Source organism: Streptomyces krungchingensis (assembly GCF_054729265.1).
Genome location: NZ_JBPUKY010000001.1, coordinates 8,175,801 through 8,193,975, shown reverse-complemented (window position 1 = coordinate 8,193,975; position 18,175 = coordinate 8,175,801). Strand labels below are relative to the sequence as shown.

Sequence of the window (18,175 nt, the reverse complement as noted above, 5' to 3'; positions counted from 1 at the left end):
CCGGACCCTCCCGTACCACCACTCCGCCCCGACCCCTGGAGGAACGAGCATCATGCAACCGCTGCCCGCGTCCGACTCGCCCGACAAGGCCGTCCACGACGTCGCCGTCCTGGGCGCCGGAATCGCCGGCTCCATCCTCGCTGCCATCCTGAGCCGCAACGGGGTGAAGACGGTCCTGATCGACGCCGGCACCCACCCGCGCTTCGCGGTGGGCGAGTCCACGATCCCGTACACGTCCGTGATGCTGCGCATCCTCGCCGCCCGCTACGGAGTGCCGGAGATCGCGCATCTGAGCCACTTCTCGACGATGCGCTCCAAGGTGTCCTCGAACTCCGGCCAGAAACGCAACTTCGGCTTCGTCTACCACCGCGAGGGCGAGAAGCAGGTCGCCGACGAGATCAACCAGTTCGTCATCCCGGTGGCGCTGTCCACCGAGTCCCACATGTTCCGCCAGGACGTCGACTCGTACATGTTCAACGTGGCCGTGCGCTACGGCGCGGTGCCGCGGCTCGGCACCCGGGTGTCCGAGGTCGAGGTGGACGGCTCGGGCGTCACGCTCGCCGTGGACGGCGGGCCCTCGATCCGCGCCCGCTACGTCGTCGACGCGGGCGGCCACAACTCGCCGCTGGCACGGAAGTTCGGGCTGCGCGACGAGGTGCCGCAGCAGCGCACGCACTCGCGCACCCTCTTCACGCACATGATCGGGGTGCGCCCGTACGACGACTGCCCGGCCGGCCGGGCGCACGACAACCCGAGTCCGTGGCACCAGGGCACCCTGCACCATGTCTTCGACGGCGGCTGGGTGTGGGTCATCCCGTTCGACAACCACCGCGGCGCCACCAACCGGCTGTGCAGTGTCGGTCTGACCCTGGATCCGCGCAAGCACCCGAAGACGGATCTGCCGGCGGAGCAGGAGTTCGCGCGGTTCCTGGAGCGGTTCCCGGACATCGCCCCGCAGTTCAGGCATGCCAAGGCCGCGCGCCCCTGGGTGTCCACCGGGCGTCTGCAGTACTCCTCGCACCAGGTCGTCGGCGACCGCTTCTGTCTGACCTCGCACGCCGCGGGATTCGTGGACGCGCTGTACTCGCGCGGACTGACGAACACCACCGACGTGGTCAACTCGCTGGCCTGGCGGCTGATCGAGGCGGCGAAGGACGACGACTTCTCCGCCGAACGGTTCGGGCACATCGAGACGCTCCAGCAGGGTCTCGTGCGCGCCCACGACGAGGTGGTCGCCTCCTCGTTCACGTCGTTCCGGGACTACGGGATGTGGAACGCCACGTTTCGCATGTGGGCGCTCGGCACGGTGCTCGGCACGCTCAACGCGCAGGACGCGCTCGTACGCTTCCAGCGCTCCAAGGACCCGATGATCTGGCGGGAGTTGGAGGCGCAGCCGCACCCGGGGGCACTGTTCCCCGCGAGCGTCGGCTTCAACAAGATCACCGATGCCGCGTGGGCGGCCTGCCGGGACGTCGAGGCCGGGCTGATGACTCCGGACCGGGCCACCGGCGAGCTGTTCGACCTGTTGCAGGACGACGGCTACGCGCCGCCGCCGTTCGGTCTGCACGACCCGGCGAACCGGTTCTACAACCCCAATCCGGCCCGCATGATCCGCACCATGCACTGGGCCCGGCGCGGCTCCGCGGCCGCGGACACCGGCCCCGTGGTGGCCGGCGCACTCGGCGGATTCCTGCGCTCCCGGCTGCGCAGGCACTCATGAGGAAGGACCGGCGCATGCCCAAGGAAGAACGCACGGAGCGACCATCCCCGGCGGGCCCGGCCCGGCCGCCGGACCAGAGCTGGGCGGAGGGCGCGGAGGCGGTGGGAGCGGCCGAATCGGCGCTGCCCTACGAGCCGACGACCGGCACGGAGCCCGCGATGATCCGGGCGGGCGGGACCGCCCCCGCGGCCGGTACGCCGGCGCCGGCCGCCGCCCGCTCGAAGACCGGCACGGCGCCGGCTGCCGGCTCCCCGGACAGCGGGTCGACCACCGCCGCCCGTGAGGGCGGTGACGCAACGAGCGCCGTCCGTATGGGCGATGACGCGCCGGCCTTCGTCCGCAAGGGCGGTGAAGCGACGGCCTCCGTCCGCCCGGGCGATGACGCAACGACCCCCGGCCGCACGGACAGCGAAGCAACGACTTCCGACCGCACGGGCGGTGAAGCGACGGCCTCCGGCCCCTCGGTCGGGACGGCGGACGCGTCGGCCCGGGCCGTACGGCCCGTCGGCGCGGGCAGCGAAGCAACGACCCCCGGCCGCACGGGCGGTGAAGCGACGGCCTCCGGCCCGTCGGTCGGGACGGCGGACGCGTCGGCCCGGGCCGCACGGCCCGTCGGCGCGAGCGCATCGACCGGTGCCGCACAGCCCGTCGGCGCCGGCACGCCCGCGGGTGCCGACGCCCCGGCCCGTCCGGCGCCGCGGCCCGGCCCCGCGCGCTCCGGCGGCCGGACGCGGCACACCGTGGCCGTGCTCGGCGCGCACCTCGGCGGCGGCATGCTCGCCGCGATCCTGGCCCGCGCCGGGATCGACGTGGTGCTGGTGGACTCGCCGCACGACGCCACGACCCCGGCGGGCGAGACGACCGTCCCCTACACCGCGGAGGTCTTCGAACTGCTCGCGCGCCGCTACGGCGTGCCCGAGCTGTCCGCCCTCGGCCACTTCGGGCAGCTGCCCGCGGAGGTGCGCAGGACCTCCGGGGTCAAGTCGAGCATCGGCTTCGTGTACGCGCGCCCCGGCGCTCCCGTACGGCCGCACCAGGTGGTGCAGTTCAACGTCCCCAGCGAGCACGGCGAATCGCATCTGTACCGGCCCGACGTCGAGGCCTGGGTGCACCGGCTCGCGGCGGGACACGGCGCGAAGGTTCCGCAGGGCCGCCCGGTCTTCACCGAAGTACGGGGTGAGGCGGGCGACTTCACGATCGAGCTGGCCGACGGCAGCGAGGTCGGGGCGGCGTTCGTGGTCGACATGTCCGGCCCCGACGCGCCGATGCTGCGCCGCCTCGGACCCGATCCGGCCCTGCGTCCGCTGCGGCATTCCTCGCGGGTGCTCACCGCGCACCTGCGGGGGGTGCGTCCGCTGGAGCGGCGGGTGGACCCCGGCGAGGACGGCACGCCCTGGACGGGCGGCACCACGCAGGTGGTCTTCCCGGGCGGCTGGATCCAGCTCGTCCCGTTCGGCGACGACCGCACCGGTGGGACCGGGCTGACCAGCGTGGCGGTGAGTCTCGACGCCAAGTTGTGGCCGCAGCGGTCGGCGTCCGCCGAGGAGGACTTCCAGCAGCTGGTACGTCAGTTCCCCGATCTGGAGTGGCAGTTCGCGGAGGCCACCGCGGTGCGTGCGTGGACCGGATCCGAGCCGTGGCAGTACGGCGCCAACACGGCCGCCGGCGACGGTTTCGTGGTTCTCGACCGCTCCGCCGTCCGCTGCGACTTCACGCTGTCCCGGGACGTCACCCTGACCGCGGAACTGGTCCACGAGGCCGCCGCGCACCTCATCGCCGCGGCGGACAGCGGCGACTGGTCGGTGGAGCGATTCCGGCCCCTGGAGTCCTTCCAGGCCGCGCTGATCGAGCACGGCGACCGGCTGCTGCGTACGGCACTCACCGCGACCACCGACTTCAGGCTCTGGAACGCCTTCTGCCGGGTGTGGCTGCTGCACTCCATGTTCGCCGCCCTCTCCCTCAAGCGGGCCCGCAACGACGCCCTGGCGACGCCTGAACGGGCCGACCGGTGGCGGGAGTTGGAGCGGTACCGCGGCGCCGGGCTGTGGTTCCCGGTCTACCCCGGCTTTGTCGCCCTGTTCGACGACATGGACCGGCTGGCGCGACAGGTGGCCGACAACCGGCTGGCGCCGGGTGTCGCGGCCGAGCGGATTTTCGGCCAGTTGCGCAGGGCGTCCTTCGTGCCGCCGCTGTTCGCCTTCGGTGATCCCACCGACCGCTACTACAACTTCACCCCGCTGAAGCGGGTCAAGGTCCTGCTGTGGGCGAAGCGCCGGGCACCGTACATGGTCCACCGGGTCCTCACCCGGGGGGCCACCGTACTGCCCGACGTGGAGCGCTAGGCGGACGCTTCGGGGAGATCGAGGGAAAACGGGCAGAGGAACCGCCGTCCCGCAAAGGCTCGCCCGAACGGGCCCGGGACGGCGGTTCCTTGGCGCGCGACGGCCGCGGAACGCGACAAGGTGCCGCCGCTGATCGGATCCGGCCAGCCCGCGCGCGGTAGCGCGATTCGGGCTCGACACCGCCGCGTCCTGCCGGAATGCTCCCTACCGGGGAGTCTTCCCATGTGGGATGCTGATATCGTCGATTTCCTACACGCATGAATTAATACCCGAAGGGGGACTGGTGAGCGCCGGAAACGGGATCCCCTGTGCCACGCAGGCGAACGCACAGCCGGGCGACGCAGCCCGCGGCAGGCGGTCGTCCTCACGCGGCGGAGGCCGGCGTCCGGGGCAGAGCAGCACCAAGGAGCAGATCCTGTCGGCCGCGCTCGCCCTCTTCGCCGAGAAGGGCTATTCGGGGACCACGATGCGTGGCATCGCGCAGCAGGCACAGGTCGACCCGGCCCTCATCCACCACTTCTTCAGCAACAAGGAAGGCGTGTTCCAGGACGCCGTCCAGTCCCGCCTCGATGTGTCGGCCCTCTTCGACCCGCTGACGGGCGACGACGCCGAACCGGTCCTGGAGCGCCACGGCGAGCGGATCGTGCGTACGTTCCTGTCGTACTGGGAGGACGAGTCGACGCGGCCCGCGCTGGTCGCGATCTATCGCACCGGGCTGTCGGACGAGTCGACCTCGAAGGCGTTCCGTGACCGTATCGAGGAGGGCTTCGCCGCCTGTGTGCGGCGGATCGTCCCCGAGCGGAGCGACCGCACCCAGGCGCTGGCGTCACTGGTGTCCGCGCAGCTCGCCGGCCTGGTGATGCTGCGGTACGTCCTGCGGATGGAGCCGCTCGCCTCGCTCGACCTCGAGGAGCTCGTCGAGTGGTTCGCGCCCGCCGTGGACGTGCACTTCGACCGGCTCTCGGAGAACTAGCCGTCCCTGGGCGGCGGCCTCGGTGTGCGTGCGCGCGAGGACGAGGACGCCCCGTGCGGCGACGGCCGCCGCGGCACATCCCGCCAGCGCCGCGGGAAGACCGCCGGGGTAGCGGTCCCCCAGGACCAGGACCCCTACGACCACGGCGAAGCCGGGGTTGACCAGCGTGAGGGTGGCCAGCGGCGCTTCCAGGCCGCCCCGGTAGGCGAGTTGGGACAGTGTGAGACCCGCGACGGCCAGGCAGGCCACGCCGGCCGCGAGCGCGACGGCGGACAGCGGCAGCCGCGGTGCGCCGCCCCGGGTCAGTTCCAGGACCGCCGTCTGGGTGAGCGCCGAGGCCGAGCCGAACGCCACCCCGGCGGCCACCGCGTACCAGAGGCTGGTGGTGATGCCGCGCCGGGCGGTGGCGGCCACCACGACGGAGATCCCGAGCACGGCGGCGGTCAGGCCCAGGACGCCGGCCGTCTGCACCGGGGTCAGTGTCCGGCCGGCCTGTGCGGACCGGGTCAGGAAGAGCAGTCCGGCGACACCGGCGACGGCGCAGGCGATGCCGGAGCACTGGGCCGCGGTGGTACGGCGCCGCCGTACGAGCGCGGACAGCAGGGGCGCCGCGACCAGGGTGAGCACACCGAGCATCTGCACGGCCACCAGCGAACCGAAACGCAGTGCCGCCGTGTGCAGCGCCGCGCCCAGCAGGTTGAGCGCCAGTGACACCCACCAGGTCGCTCCGCGCAGGGCGGCACGGCGCCCGTGTCCGGTCGCCGCGGCGGCCACCGCCCGTTGCGCGACGGCCGCACCGGCGTACGCCAGCGCCGAGGCGGCGCCGAGCGCGAGAACCGAGAACACGGTTCGTCCTTTCACCGCGCGGGCGCGGGTGCTGGAGGGCGGACCGGCACAGGGCCGGGACGAGCGGGAGGACGGGGAACGGGAGAACGAGCGACGGAGGGAGAAGAGGGAGGAGTTGGCGGACAAGGGGCCGCGCACGACGGCGCCGCCCGCCCGGTCGCGACGGGCGTGCGCCCGTCGCGACCGCCGCCGGCGGCGTGCCGCTCCGCACCGGGCCAGGCCGGCCCGGGTCAGGCCGGCCGGGTCAGGCTCCCCCGGGCACGTCCTGGACGTCCTCGGGACGGATCTTCGGGAGGGCGAGGACGAGCAGGCAGGACAGACCGAAGCAGCCGATCTGCCAGAACACCACCTGCTCGAAGCTGTCGCCGAAGTTGGACTTGCGCGCCTCGGGCACGGCCTTGCCGAGCACCGCGGCCTGCACCTGCGCCTTGGTCTGCGCGGGCACCGGCGCGCTCGCCATCTGCTTCTCGATGCGCGCGCAGCTCGCCGGTGTGGCGGTGAGGTCCTTCTGGTTCATCTTGTCGTGGAAGCAGGTCCGGAATCCGGTGGTGACCTGCGTCTGCTGCGCCTCGGAGAGTCCGGCCGCCGCGAGATCGGCGCGCAGTTCGGGCAGCGCGGTCCGGCTGGCGCCGTCGGCGTTCGACCCGAGCAGTCCGTAGAAGAGGATGCCGGCGACGGCGATGCCGATGGCGATGCCGACCTGCTGCACGGTGGCGAGCATGCCGGACGCCGAACCGGCCTCGCGGGAGCGGATGCCGGCCAGGATGATCCCGGTGCAGGGGGCGAGGAAGAAGCCGCCGCCGAGGCCGGCGACCATCAGCGAGGGGATCAACTGGTAGCCGTGCAGGTCCGATCCGGCCCACTGCAGGGTGCCGATCACACCCGACATGCCGACGAGCAGCAGGCCGGTGCCGACCGCGAGGGTCTTCGTGCCGAGCCGCTTCACCACGGCCGCCGAACGGGCCGAACCGACCGCGATGAGCGCGGCGAAGCCGAGGCTGACCAGTCCCGCGGAGATCGGGGTGTAGCCGAAACCGATCTGCAGGCTCATGAAGAAGACCATGAAGAACGACGGGATGCCGGCGAAGAACACCACGCTGATCACGAGGCCGACCGTGAACGAGCGTTCCTTGAACAGCCCGCTCGGCACCAGCGGTGACCTGTCGGCCAGCTTCGACAGCTTGTTCTCGTACACGAAGAACTCGGCGAGCACGAGCGGACTCAGCACGAGGAGCACCAGGCTCCAGCCGGGCCAGTCGTGTTCACGGCCGATGACCAGCGGCAGGATCAGGCTGAAGAGTCCGGCGCTGAGGATGATCGCGCCGGTGACGTCGAGCCGCCGGGCACCGCCGCCCGAGGACTCCGGGATCTTGGCGAGGCCGAGGAGCAGGGCGATCAGACCGACCGGCAGGTTGACGTAGAAGATGGCCCGCCAGTCGGTGTCCATGATGTTCAGCTCGATCAGCCAGCCGCCGAGCACCGGACCGAGCACGGTGCCGAGTCCCACCGAAGCGCCGTACATCGCGAGCGCCTTGGGGCGCTCCTTGGCCGAGAACGTGACCTGGATGATCGACAGCACCTGAGGGAACATCAGGCCCGAGCACATGCCCTGGAGCACCCGGGACACGATCAGGAAGGTCGAGCTGGGGGCCGCGCCGCACAGCGCCGAGGCGAGGGTGAAGCCGAGCATGCCGATCAGGAAGATCTTGCGGCGGCCGTAGATGTCGCCGAGCCGGCCACCGGTCACCAGGACGCACGCGAAGGCGAGCGAGTAGACGGCGACGACCAGCTGGATCTCGGCGAACGTCGAGCCGAGGTCGCTCTGCAGCGAGGGCAGGGCCACCATCGTGATCGTGGTGTCCAGCATCTGCATGAAGATGGCGGACAGCGTGACGGCGAGGATCACCCAGCGTGCGGGGTTGGCCGGGGATCCCGGGACGGGCGAAGTGCCGGGCGGGGACGCCGCCTTCACGCCCGCGTCAATCGATTCCATGTTCCCTCCTTGGGTACGCCGTCCGCTGACAGCACCCCGAGTTATTCATTCTCCAATGAAGTCTACGAGTACTGAATTCCAATCCGCAAGGTCGATGGCTGTGTTCCGGACAGCGCTCACCGCCCCAACGGCCGGGCTTGCGCGACTCGTTGACGTGCGAGTACTACTGCGGGACAGTCAGGAGCGGTTGTGCGCACGCTCGTTCCGGATCAGCGACGGGCGGCCGAGTCCGGCCTCCTCCTGCTTCCGTGACGTCACCGGGTCAACACCCGCCGAACCGCCCGGCGCCTGTGGCCGGACCGGCGTGACAGCATGCGGTCATGTCTGTCCCGCACCCCGGCGGCGCCCCCTATGCGATCACCGTGCTGTACTCCGTGCCCGATGACGCCTGGTACCTGGAACTGGAGCTCGTCGGCGAGCGACGAGCCCTGGTGACCGCGATCGTTCCCGACGAGGACCCGGCACGGGAGCCGACGGTCTGCTTCGACCCCGGGCGGCACCTGGACGTGCCGTACGAGGTGATGCGCTGGTTCATGGACCAGGTCGAGGAGGAGATCCGCACGTCCCGCGGCTGGATGCGGCTGCGCCCCGAACTCGTCGAGGTCGTCCACCGACTGCGCCAGGAGCACATGGGTGTCGTCGACGACGACCGCTTCCCTCAGGTCCTGGCAGAGGTGCGCGCGACGGTCCCGGAGACGGATCTCCCCGCCGTGCTCGCCGCCGCGTTCGGGCGGGGGCCCGACGGAACCACCATGGACGGTCCACGGGCTCCCCGGCCGGCGGACGACGGCCGGGGAGCTGACACCTGAGCGGACGGAAGCCGTCCCGGGCCGGGCGCCGGACGCAAACGCCGAGGCCGGTGGCCGGCACCGCGCGCTACGGGGGACCGGTCCGACCGTCCGGCACCGCGCGCTGCGGGGGACCGGTCCGACCGTCCGGCACCGCAGTCCGGCACCGGAGGGGCACCGCAGTCCGGCACGGCATTACGGCGCCGCAGTCCGGTCCGACTGCCCGGCACCTCATTCCGGCACTGCCGTCAGGCCGCCCGCCAGACCGTCATGTCCGCGGTGACGAAGCTGGACCCGCTCTTCGGCAGGGCGGTCGACTTCACCTGGATCACCAGCAGCGCGATGTCACCGGAAGGGTGCTTGACGCAGATCTCGCTGCCGGCCGCCGCCGCGGCGAGCGGGAGCCGGCGGCCCTCGGGACGCTCGAGGGCGATACGGCACGAGTCGAGGCCGGCCCCCGGCTTGCCGTACACCATCGCGAGCACACTGGTGTCGCTCTCCAGCGCGCAGGTCGCGCCGCAGACGAAGCGGATGTCCCCCTTGCGGTCCTTCCGCTCGACCGGTTCCTCGATGTCCAGCGAGTTCTTCTCGTCCAGCCACTGGAAGGGGTACGGAACGGCCTGCGGCGGCGCGGACGCGGTCCGGGAGGGCTCCGAAGAGCCGGGTGTCCGTCCGCCCGCTCCCGAGGTGGCCGCCGGTGCCGGTGAGGACGCCGACGAGCGTGCGGACGCCGCCGGACCGGACGCCGAGGGTCCGGCCGCGTTCCGGTGCCCGAGCCGGTCGTTCGCGTCCTTCACCGCCCACGCCAGGCCGGCCAGGCCCGCCAGCAGCAGCGCGCCCGCCGTGACGACGGCGCCCGTGACCAGTGCGGTGCTCCGGCGGCGGGACCGTCGGGCGTCGGTTCCGGTCGGCTGAGGCCTGGCGAGCAACGGCAGCGTGTGCACCGGGGTGGGGTCGGGAAGCGGAGGGGGCACCGTCACCTCCGGCCCGGCGACCTCCCGCCAGACGGACGGCCCCGCACCCGCGTCGGCGTCCCCGCCCAGCCGCTGCCGGCACCAGGCGACGACCTCCGCCGGGGTGACCCGCTCCTCCGGATCGGCCGCCAGACACCGGGCGACGACCGGACGCAGCTGCTCGGGCAGAAGGGACAGGTCGGGTTCCGAATGCACGATCCGGTAGAGCACGTTGACGGCCGGCCCGTCCCCGTACAGCGGCTCGCCCAGTGCCGCGAACGCCGCCGTCTGACCGAGCGCGAAGACGTCGCTCGCCGCGGTGACCTCCCCCGCGGACGCCTGTTCGGGCGCCATGAACGACGGGGTGCCGATGGCGGCGCCCGTGGCGGTGTGCGACGTGGCGTCGGAGGCCAGTGAGATGCCGAAGTCGATCACACGCGGCCCGTCCGCGGCCAGCAGCACGTTGGACGGCTTCAGGTCCCGGTGCACGATCCCGGCACCGTGGATGGCCTGAAGCGCCTCGGCGACCCCGGCCATCAGCCACAGCACGGCGGGCACCGGCAGCGGTCCGCGCCGGGCGACGGCCTCCGCCAGGGAGGGCCCGGACACGTACAGCGTGACCAGCCAGGGAGGTACACCTTCCGCGTCGGCGTCGATCAGCTCGGCGGTGTACGCGCCCCGGACCCGCCGGGCCGCCTTGATCTCCCGGCGGAACCGCCGGCGGAAGTCCGGGTCGTCGGCCAGCTCCGGGCGCACCACCTTGATCGCCACCGGTCGCCCGCCCCGCGTGTGGGACAGGTAGACCCGGCCCATGCCACCCGCGCCGAGCCGGGCGGCGAGGCGGTACCCGGCCACCAGCGTCGGATCGTCCCCCTGAAGTGGCTGGAACACCTCGGTGGCGTTGTCCATCGGCCCTCGTCCCCCGCTCCCCTGGCCCCTCGCTGCGATGAGTCGACCAACAGCAGGAGCTTAAGTGCCCTGTGAATCTTGTTCGGAGCCGGGGCACGTGGCGGCAACAGGCCGTGGCTCCGTACGGGGTCCCTGATCCCGTACGGGCCTGTTCACCCCCCGCACCGGTGGGGGTCGTCGCATCCACGGCCGCGAAGCTGCCTCCGCGGGCCGCGGGTCGAGGCGGCGGCCGGGCGAGTCAATCGGTGAGCCGCCGGGCGGGTCAGTCGGTGAGCCGCCGGGCGGGTCAGTCGGTGAGCCGCCGGGCGGGTCAGTCGGTGAGCCGCCGGGCGGGTCAGTCGGTGAGCCGCCGGGCGCGTGCGCCAGTGCGCCAATGCGCCAATGCGCCAGTGCGCCAGTGCGCCAGTGCGTGCAACGACGGCTTCGGCCCCCGACGCCCTTCAGTCCCCGGCCGGGGCGGGGACCGCCCCCGTCGGATCCGCCGTGAGAAACGCGGCCACCGCCGGAGCGAGCACACGCACGAGTTCCGACGAGTCGCCCTCCGCACTCAACTCGTCCGGCAACAGGCCCATGTGACGTGACGTCATGACCCCGACGAGCAGACTGCTGATCAGCGCAAGCCTGATCTCGTCCGCTCCCCCGACCCCTTCCGGGACCAGGGACTGGCTCATCCGTTCCCGGGCCGCGGGCAGATCGAGCGCGGAGCGCAGCACACCGAGGATGCGCCGCCGCTGGACAGGGTCGCCCCAGTCGGTCACCGCGTGCCGCAGGAGCCACTCGGCCGTACCCGGATCGCGTCGCGCGATCGCCTCGCGGAAGATCTCGGCCGGCCTGACCGTCTCCGCGACGACGGCGTCGTACAGCGCCTCCTTGGAGGTGAAGTAGTGGCCGATCAGCGCGGGATCACAGCCCGCGTCCGCGGCCACCGCGCGGAGCGAGGTGTTGCGGTAGCCGAGTTCGGCGAAGAGATCCGCGGCGGAGCGCATGATGGCCCGACGGCTCCCGGCCGCGCCTCTGGTTTCGGCCAAGGCGGCACTTCCTCTCGATCACGAGTTCCCCCGAAGGACGTGCCTCCCGCCCGGTCTCCACACGGGTGCTTTCGCGGCGACGGGGCAGCGTGACGCCACCCTCCACATCAATTCATTCAGCCATGAAGTCTACACACAGTGACTTCTTGGGTCAAAGCTTTCACGACATCCGAGTCGCACGCCAACACCCGTACAGGCGTGGGTGTTTGGCACGTTACCAGCACTGGTGATCGACACCCGGGACACGCGCCGAGTCCGCGTCACCAGACCTCCCCCGCGCCCCGTCGCACTCAATTCAACGCCCATTGAAATTATGCGGCGCTCCCCATACGCTCGCAGCGGGCGCCCAACCCTCGTTCAGTGCGACGGCTCTGCGGGTGCGCATGCCCGCGCACGCGCACTCCGCCCCAGGGAGAGGCACTTGCAGGTGACGAAACAGACGGACCGGCTCGACCGGGTGATCATCCGGTTCTCGGGTGACTCGGGCGACGGCATGCAGCTCACGGGTGATCTGTTCACCTCTCAGACGGCGTCCTTCGGCAACGACCTGGCGACGCTGCCGAACTTCCCCGCGGAGATCCGCGCGCCCGCAGGCACCCTGCCGGGGGTGTCCAGCTTCCAGCTGCACTTCGCGGACCACGACATCCTCACGCCCGGTGACGCGCCGAACGTGCTGGTCGCGATGAACCCGGCCGCCCTGAAGGCGAACATCGGGGACGTACCGCGCGGCGCGGAGATCATCGTCAACACGGACGAGTTCACCAAGCGGGCGATGACGAAGGTCGGCTACGCGAACAGTCCGCTGGAGGACGGCTCCCTGGACGGCTATCGCGTCCATCCCGTCCCCCTCAACACCCTCACCGTGGAGGCGCTCGCCGGCTTCGGCCTGGCCCGCAAGGACGCCGACCGCTGCAAGAACATGTTCGCGCTGGGTCTGCTGTCGTGGATGTACCACCGGCCGACCGAGGGCACCGAGAAGTTCCTGCAGAGCAAGTTCGCCAAGAAGCCGGACATCGCCGCCGCGAACATCGCCGCCTTCCGCGCGGGCTGGAACTTCGGCGAGACCACCGAGGACTTCGCCGTCTCCTACGAAGTCGCCCCCGCGGCACAGGCCTTCCCCGCCGGCACCTACCGGAACATCTCGGGGAACCTGGCCCTGTCGTACGGTCTCATCGCCGCCTCGCAGCAGGCCGACCTGCCGCTGTACCTCGGCTCGTACCCGATCACACCGGCCTCCGACATCCTGCACGAGCTGAGCAAGCACAAGAACTTCGGCGTCCGCACCTTCCAGGCCGAGGACGAGATCGCCGCCGTCGGGGCGGCCCTGGGCGCGTCATTCGGGGGTTCGCTCGCCGTCACGACCACGTCCGGCCCCGGCGTCACCCTCAAGGCCGAGGCGGTCGGTCTGGCGGTGTCGCTCGAACTGCCGCTGCTGGTCGTCGACATCCAGCGCGGCGGCCCCTCGACGGGCCTGCCCACCAAGACCGAGCAGGCCGACCTGCTCCAGGCGATGTTCGGCCGCAACGGCGAGGCACCCGTCCCGGTCGTCGCTCCGCGCACCCCCGCCGACTGCTTCGACGCGGCCCTGGAAGCCGCCCGGATCGCGCTGACCTACCGCACCCCCGTCTTCCTGCTCTCCGACGGCTACCTCGCCAACGGCAGCGAACCCTGGCGCATCCCCGACACCGACGAACTGCCCGACCTGCGCGTCCAGTTCGCCCAGGGACCCAACCACACCCTGGACGACGGCACCGAGGTCTTCTGGCCCTACAAACGCGACCCGCAGACCCTCGCCCGCCCCTGGGCCATCCCCGGCACCCCCGGCCTGGAACACCGCATCGGCGGCATCGAGAAGGAGGACGGCACGGGCAACATCTCGTACGCCCCTGCCAACCACGACTTCATGGTGCGCACCCGCCAGGCCAAGATCGACGGCATCGACGTCCCCGACGTCGACGTCGACGACCCCTCCGGCCAGGCCCGCACCCTCGTCCTGGGCTGGGGCTCCACCTACGGCCCCATCACCGCCGCCGTCCGCCGGCTGCGCAACGCCGGAGAGCACATCGCGCAGGCCCACCTGCGCCACCTCAACCCCTTCCCACGGAACCTCGGTGACGTCCTTCGCTCCTACGACCGGGTGGTGATCCCCGAGATGAACCTCGGCCAGCTCGCCACGCTCGTCCGGGCCGCCTTCGCGATCGACGTCCGCAGCCACACCCAGGTCAACGGCATGCCGTTCAAGGCCGAACAGCTCGCGCAGGCTCTCTCGGAGGCCCACCATGCCCATTGAGGAACTGTCCCTGATACCGAGGAGCGAAGTCGCCCTCAAAGCACGGGACTTCAAGTCCGATCAGGAAGTGCGCTGGTGCCCCGGCTGCGGTGACTACGCGATCCTGGCCGCCGTCCAGGGCTTCATGCCCGAACTCGGCCTGGCCAAGGAGAACATCGTCTTCGTCTCCGGCATCGGCTGCTCCTCCCGCTTCCCGTACTACATGAACACGTACGGCATGCACTCCATCCACGGCCGCGCCCCCGCCATCGCCACCGGACTCGCCTCCTCCCGCCGCGACCTGTCCGTCTGGGTCGTCACCGGCGACGGCGACGCCCTCTCCATCGGCGGCAACCACCTCATCCACGCCCTGCGCCGCAACGTCAACCTCAAGATCCTGCTCTTCAACAACCGCATCTACGGCCTCACCAAAGGCCAGTACAGCCCCACCAGCGAAGTCGGCAAGATCACCAAATCCACCCCCATGGGCTCCCTCGACGCCCCCTTCAACCCTGTCTCCCTCGCCCTCGGAGCCGAAGCCTCCTTCGTCGCCCGCACCATCGACTCCGACCGCAAACACCTCACCGACGTCCTGCGCCAGGCCGCCGCCCACCCCGGCACCGCCCTCGTCGAGATCTACCAGAACTGCAACATCTTCAACGACGGCGCCTTCGACGCCCTCAAGGACCAGCAACAGGCCCAGGAAGCCGTCATCCGCCTCGAACACGGCCGCCCCATCCGCTTCGGCACCGACAACACCCGCGGCGTCATCCGCGACCCCCACACCGGCGACCTGAACATCGTCACCGTCACCCCCGACAACGAAGCGGACATCCTCGTCCACGACGCCCACTCCCCCTCCCCCACCACCGCCTTCGCCCTCTCCCGCCTCGCCGACCCGCACACCCTGCACCACACCCCCATCGGCGTCCTGCGCGCCGTCGACCGCCCCGTCTACGACACCCAGATGGCCGACCAACTCGACACCGCCATCGAACAGAACGGCAAGGGCGACCTCGCCACACTGCTCGCCGGCAACGACACCTGGACCGTGGAGAACACTCATGACGTACGTCATCGCACAGCCCTGCGTTGATCTGAAGGACAAGGCCTGCGTCGACGAGTGCCCCGTCGACTGCATCTACGAGGGCCCTCGCAAGATGTACATCAACCCGGACGAATGCGTGGACTGCGGTGCGTGCGAGCCCGTGTGTCCCGTCGAGGCCATCTTCTTCGAGGACGACACGCCTCAGGAGTGGGCGGACTTCCGCAGGGCCGACACCGAGTTCTTCGCCGAACTCGGCTCGCCGGGCGGCGCCTCCGCGCTCGGCCCGGTCGAGCACGACCATCCCGTGGTCGCCTGTGCGCCGCTGCCGACGGCGTGACGCGCCTGCCCCGCGCGCCCGCCGCGGGGGCTACACCTCCAGGTCGACCACGACCGGGGCGTGGTCCGACGCCCCCTTGCCCTTGCGCTCCTCACGGTCCACGTAGGAGTCGGTGACGGCCTTCGCGAACGGCTCGTTCCCATAGACGAGGTCGATGCGCATGCCGCGGTTCTTCGGGAAGCCGAGCTGACGGTAGTCCCAGTACGTGAAGGGGTGTGCGTACTTGAGGGGGCGCGGGACGACGTCCGACAGGCCCGTCTCGCGCAGGGAGGCCAGCGCGGCCCGCTCGGCCGGGGTGACATGGGTGAGGCCCTCGAAGGCGGCCACGTCGAAGACGTCGTCGTCCGTCGGCGCCACGTTGTAGTCGCCCAGCACCGCGAACGGGCGGCTGCCCGCCGCGTCGCCCGCGACGGCTGCCTTCAGGGCCTCGAACCACTGGAGTTTGTACGCGTAATGGGGGTGGTCCACCTCGCGGCCGTTCGGCACGTAGACCGACCAGACGCGGACCGGTCCGCAGGTCGCGGAGACGGCGCGGGGCTCCTCGACGCCCTCGTACCCGGGGTCGCCGGGCAGGCCCTTGACCACGTCCTCCAGGCCGACGCGGGAGAGCACCGCCACGCCGTTCCACCGGCCCGTGGCGTGCACGGCCGTCTCGTACCCCAGCTCCCGCAGCTGGTCCACGGGGAACTGCTCGGCGGCGACCTTGGCCTCCTGGAGGCACAGCACGTCCGTGCCGGTGCTCTCCAGCCAGGCCAGCAGCCTCGGGAGGCGGGCGGTGATCGAGTTCACGTTCCAGGTGGCGATGCGCATGCCTCACAACCTACCCGGCGGGTACGACAACGGGCCGACGGCCGTGCGGGAGCAGCCGGCCGTCGGCCCGTGCGGGGCCGCGAAGCGCGTGGTGGCGGTGGCGGGCGAGGCTCACACCTCGGCCGAGCCGCCCGGTGCGAGCCGCAGGTGCTCGGCGCCGCCCAGGGCGCCGATCTGCCGGTCGTAGATCGGCCGGGCGAGGTCCGTGAGCAGGGCGTCGTGGACGTCGTACGCGCGCTGCGGCTTGACCTCGCGGACGTACTCGATGACCTCGGAGATCTTGTTCCACGGGGCCATCACCGGAAGCATCAGCGTCTCGACCGGCTGGTCGGGCACGGTGAGGGCGTCTCCCGGGTGGAACACCCGGCCGCCGTCGACGAGGTAGCCGACATTGGTGATGCGCGGGATGTCCGGGTGGATGACGGCGTGCAGCTCCCCGTGCACCTGGACGTCGAAGCCGGCCGCGCTGAACGTGTCGCCGTGCCCCACGGTGTGCACGCGGCCCGGGAAGGCGGCGGAGATCTTCTCGGCGACCGACTTCAGGGTCCAGATCTCGGCCGCCGGATTGGATTCCAGCGCCGCCCGCAGCCGGCCCTCGTCGAAGTGGTCGGCGTGCTCATGGGTGACGAGGACGACGTCCGCGCCCACGGCGGCGTCCTCCTCGCTGAAACCGCCGGGATCGATGACGAGCGTGCGGCCGTCCTTCTCCAGACGGACGCACGCGTGCGACTTCTTCGTGAGCTTCATGCGTCCATCCTGCCCCTGCCCCGGCCCGGGAGCTCACTCCTGGGGCGTGGTCTCCTCCTGGATGACCTGCTGCGCCACCTTGAAGGCGCTGTTGGCGGCCGGCACACCGCAGTAGACGGCGGCCTGGAGCAGCACCTCCTTGATCTCCGCCGGGGTGAGTCCGTTGCGCAGGGCGGCGCGGGTGTGGAAGGCGAGTTCGTCGAGGTGGCCGCCCGCGACCAGCGCGGTGAGCGTGACGCAGCTGCGCGAGCGCCGGTCCAGGCCGGGCCGGTCCCAGATCTCGCCCCACGCGTAGCGCGTCACGAAGTCCTGGAAGTCGCCGGAGAACTCGTCGGCCGTGGCCAGGGCGCGATCGACGTGGGCGTCCCCGAGCACCTCGCGGCGGACCTTGATCCCGGCGTCGTACGGGTCGGGGCGGCCCAGCACCGGGGGCTGCACGACGGCCGGGGCGATCTCGGCGACGGGTGCGACGGGCTGCGGCGCGGCCAGGACGGGCTTGACCGGCGCGGCCAGGATCGCCATCTGCCCGGTGGTCGAGTCGAAGGCGGGCTGCCAGGCGGTGGAGAAGTGCCGGACGAGCAGGTCGGTGACCGCGGCGGGCTGCTCCACCGGCACGAGGTGGGAGGCGCCGGGCACGACCGCGAGCCGGGCGTCGGGGATCCCGGCGACCAGCGTGCGCGCCTCGGCGGGCCCGGTGACCTGGTCGTCGGAGCCGACGAGCACGAGGGTCGGCACAACGATGCGGCCCAGCTCGGGCCGCACGTCGAACGCGGCGAGCGCCTCGCAGGACGAGATGTAGCAGCCGGGGTCCGTGGTGCGCACCATCTGCACGGCCCACTCCGTGATCGCGGGCTGGGCCGCGGCGAAGCCGCTGGTGAACCAGCGCTCGGGCGAGGTGCGTGCCATCGGGTCGAGGCCGTTCGTGCGGACTATCACTCCGCGCTGCCGGAACTCGTCCGCCGTACCGAACCGCGGCGAAGACGCGATCAGCGCCAGCGAGGCGAGGCGCTCCGGGTGACGCAGCGCGAGCTCGGTCCCGATCGCGCCTCCGAGCGCGCAGCCCGCGTACCCGAAGCGCTGCACGCCGAGCCCGTCGAGCGTGGCGAGGAGCCGCCAGGCGAGTTCGCCGACCGAACCGGCCGCGTGGGCGGGCGCCCCGCCGTGTCCGGGCAGATCGAACCGGAAGATCCTCCAGTGCTTCGCGAGCTCGGGGACCTGCCGGTCCCACATGTGCCAGGTGGTGCCGAGCGAGGGGCCGAGGATGAGGACGGGGGCGTCTTCCGGGCCGTCGAAGCGGTATTGCAGGGCAGGGGTCTTCGTCTCACTCACCGCTCCACGCTAACTTCCGCGCCAGTCGTCACGGACATGGCCCCCGCTTGTCCACGCCGCCCACACGGGTCCGTCACATGTGC

Annotated in this window: 13 protein-coding genes; 7 read left to right on the top strand and 6 right to left on the bottom strand. The window is 71.6% G+C overall.

All coding sequences use genetic code 11. From position 1 onward, the window contains the following. The first annotated feature begins 52 nt into the window (after positions 1–52). From ACSYGO_RS35710 to ACSYGO_RS35700, 3 genes are all read left to right on the top strand, one after another. Positions 53–1,720, top strand: coding sequence for an NAD(P)/FAD-dependent oxidoreductase (locus ACSYGO_RS35710; protein ID WP_426682004.1), 1,668 nt, complete (start codon positions 53–55; stop codon positions 1,718–1,720). Positions 1,721–1,734: 14 nt separating this feature from the next. Continuing rightward, a complete protein-coding gene (locus ACSYGO_RS35705) occupies positions 1,735–4,062 on the top strand; it encodes a hypothetical protein (RefSeq protein WP_460389064.1) in 2,328 nt (775 codons plus the stop codon). A 229-nt stretch (positions 4,063–4,291) separates the two neighbouring features. Further along, positions 4,292–5,035 carry a TetR/AcrR family transcriptional regulator gene (locus ACSYGO_RS35700; RefSeq protein WP_460389062.1) on the top strand — a complete coding sequence of 248 codons (744 nt, stop codon included), beginning with the start codon at positions 4,292–4,294 and terminating at the stop codon, positions 5,033–5,035. 1,090 nt (positions 5,036–6,125) lie between these two features. Here the strand turns inward: ACSYGO_RS35700 and ACSYGO_RS35695 are convergent. After that, positions 6,126–7,874: an MFS transporter gene (locus ACSYGO_RS35695; protein WP_426682007.1), complete on the bottom strand. Its 1,749-nt coding sequence runs from the start codon at positions 7,872–7,874 to the stop codon at positions 6,126–6,128. 320 nt (positions 7,875–8,194) lie between these two features. Here ACSYGO_RS35695 and ACSYGO_RS35690 point away from each other — a divergent pair, with 320 nt between their 5' ends. Then, entirely contained in the window at positions 8,195–8,683 is a 489-nt protein-coding gene (locus ACSYGO_RS35690; protein WP_432177199.1) for a hypothetical protein, read from the top strand. Between the two features lie 227 nt (positions 8,684–8,910). Here the strand turns inward: ACSYGO_RS35690 and ACSYGO_RS35685 are convergent, their stop codons facing one another. Further along, positions 8,911–10,524, bottom strand: a complete 1,614-nt coding sequence (locus ACSYGO_RS35685; protein ID WP_460389060.1) for a serine/threonine-protein kinase — start codon at positions 10,522–10,524, stop codon at positions 8,911–8,913. Between the two features lie 440 nt (positions 10,525–10,964). Next, positions 10,965–11,552: a TetR family transcriptional regulator gene (locus ACSYGO_RS35680; RefSeq protein ID WP_426682010.1), complete on the bottom strand. Its 588-nt coding sequence runs from the start codon at positions 11,550–11,552 to the stop codon at positions 10,965–10,967. A 313-nt stretch (positions 11,553–11,865) separates the two neighbouring features. Between ACSYGO_RS35680 and ACSYGO_RS35675 the strand changes: the two genes are divergently transcribed. The 3 genes from ACSYGO_RS35675 to fdxA are packed head-to-tail and all read left to right on the top strand — an operon-like array spanning position 11,866 to position 15,206. Continuing rightward, positions 11,866–13,842, top strand: a complete 1,977-nt coding sequence (locus ACSYGO_RS35675) for a 2-oxoacid:acceptor oxidoreductase subunit alpha (protein ID WP_460389058.1) — start codon at positions 11,866–11,868, stop codon at positions 13,840–13,842. Continuing rightward, a complete protein-coding gene (locus ACSYGO_RS35670; protein ID WP_460389056.1) occupies positions 13,832–14,917 on the top strand; it encodes a 2-oxoacid:ferredoxin oxidoreductase subunit beta in 1,086 nt (361 codons plus the stop codon). Before ACSYGO_RS35675 ends, ACSYGO_RS35670 begins: the two co-directional genes overlap by 11 nt. Then, positions 14,886–15,206, top strand: coding sequence for a ferredoxin (fdxA, locus tag ACSYGO_RS35665; protein ID WP_426682247.1), 321 nt, complete (start codon positions 14,886–14,888; stop codon positions 15,204–15,206). The genes ACSYGO_RS35670 and fdxA overlap by 32 nt, the downstream gene beginning before the upstream one ends. A 30-nt stretch (positions 15,207–15,236) precedes the next feature. Here the strand turns inward: fdxA and ACSYGO_RS35660 are convergent, their stop codons facing one another. The 3 genes from ACSYGO_RS35660 to pcaDC all read right to left on the bottom strand — a co-directional run bounded on the left by ACSYGO_RS35660 (position 15,237) and on the right by pcaDC (position 18,092). After that, complete coding sequence (locus tag ACSYGO_RS35660; protein ID WP_426682246.1) at positions 15,237–16,016, bottom strand: exodeoxyribonuclease III; 780 nt, start codon at positions 16,014–16,016, stop codon at positions 15,237–15,239. Between the two features lie 111 nt (positions 16,017–16,127). Beyond that, the gene (locus ACSYGO_RS35655; protein WP_426682245.1) at positions 16,128–16,763 is read right to left on the bottom strand and encodes an MBL fold metallo-hydrolase; all 636 of its coding nucleotides are present in this window, start codon (positions 16,761–16,763) and stop codon (positions 16,128–16,130) included. A gap of 33 nt (positions 16,764–16,796) precedes the next feature. Then, a complete protein-coding gene (pcaDC, locus tag ACSYGO_RS35650; RefSeq protein ID WP_460389054.1) occupies positions 16,797–18,092 on the bottom strand; it encodes a bifunctional 3-oxoadipate enol-lactonase/4-carboxymuconolactone decarboxylase PcaDC in 1,296 nt (431 codons plus the stop codon). Positions 18,093–18,175 lie beyond the last annotated feature (83 nt).

Coding starts and splice junctions, on each gene's coding strand:
- ACSYGO_RS35690 (WP_432177199.1), top strand. CDS start 8,195: ATGTCTGTCCCGCACCCCGGCGGCGCCCCCTATGCGATCACCGTGCTG.
- ACSYGO_RS35705 (WP_460389064.1), top strand. CDS start 1,735: ATGCCCAAGGAAGAACGCACGGAGCGACCATCCCCGGCGGGCCCGGCC.
- ACSYGO_RS35710 (WP_426682004.1), top strand. CDS start 53: ATGCAACCGCTGCCCGCGTCCGACTCGCCCGACAAGGCCGTCCACGAC.
- ACSYGO_RS35685 (WP_460389060.1), bottom strand. CDS start 10,524: ATGGACAACGCCACCGAGGTGTTCCAGCCACTTCAGGGGGACGATCCG.
- ACSYGO_RS35695 (WP_426682007.1), bottom strand. CDS start 7,874: ATGGAATCGATTGACGCGGGCGTGAAGGCGGCGTCCCCGCCCGGCACT.
- fdxA (WP_426682247.1), top strand. CDS start 14,886: ATGACGTACGTCATCGCACAGCCCTGCGTTGATCTGAAGGACAAGGCC.
- ACSYGO_RS35660 (WP_426682246.1), bottom strand. CDS start 16,016: ATGCGCATCGCCACCTGGAACGTGAACTCGATCACCGCCCGCCTCCCG.
- ACSYGO_RS35670 (WP_460389056.1), top strand. CDS start 13,832: ATGCCCATTGAGGAACTGTCCCTGATACCGAGGAGCGAAGTCGCCCTC.
- ACSYGO_RS35655 (WP_426682245.1), bottom strand. CDS start 16,763: ATGAAGCTCACGAAGAAGTCGCACGCGTGCGTCCGTCTGGAGAAGGAC.
- ACSYGO_RS35675 (WP_460389058.1), top strand. CDS start 11,866: ATGCGGCGCTCCCCATACGCTCGCAGCGGGCGCCCAACCCTCGTTCAG.
- ACSYGO_RS35700 (WP_460389062.1), top strand. CDS start 4,292: ATGCTGATATCGTCGATTTCCTACACGCATGAATTAATACCCGAAGGG.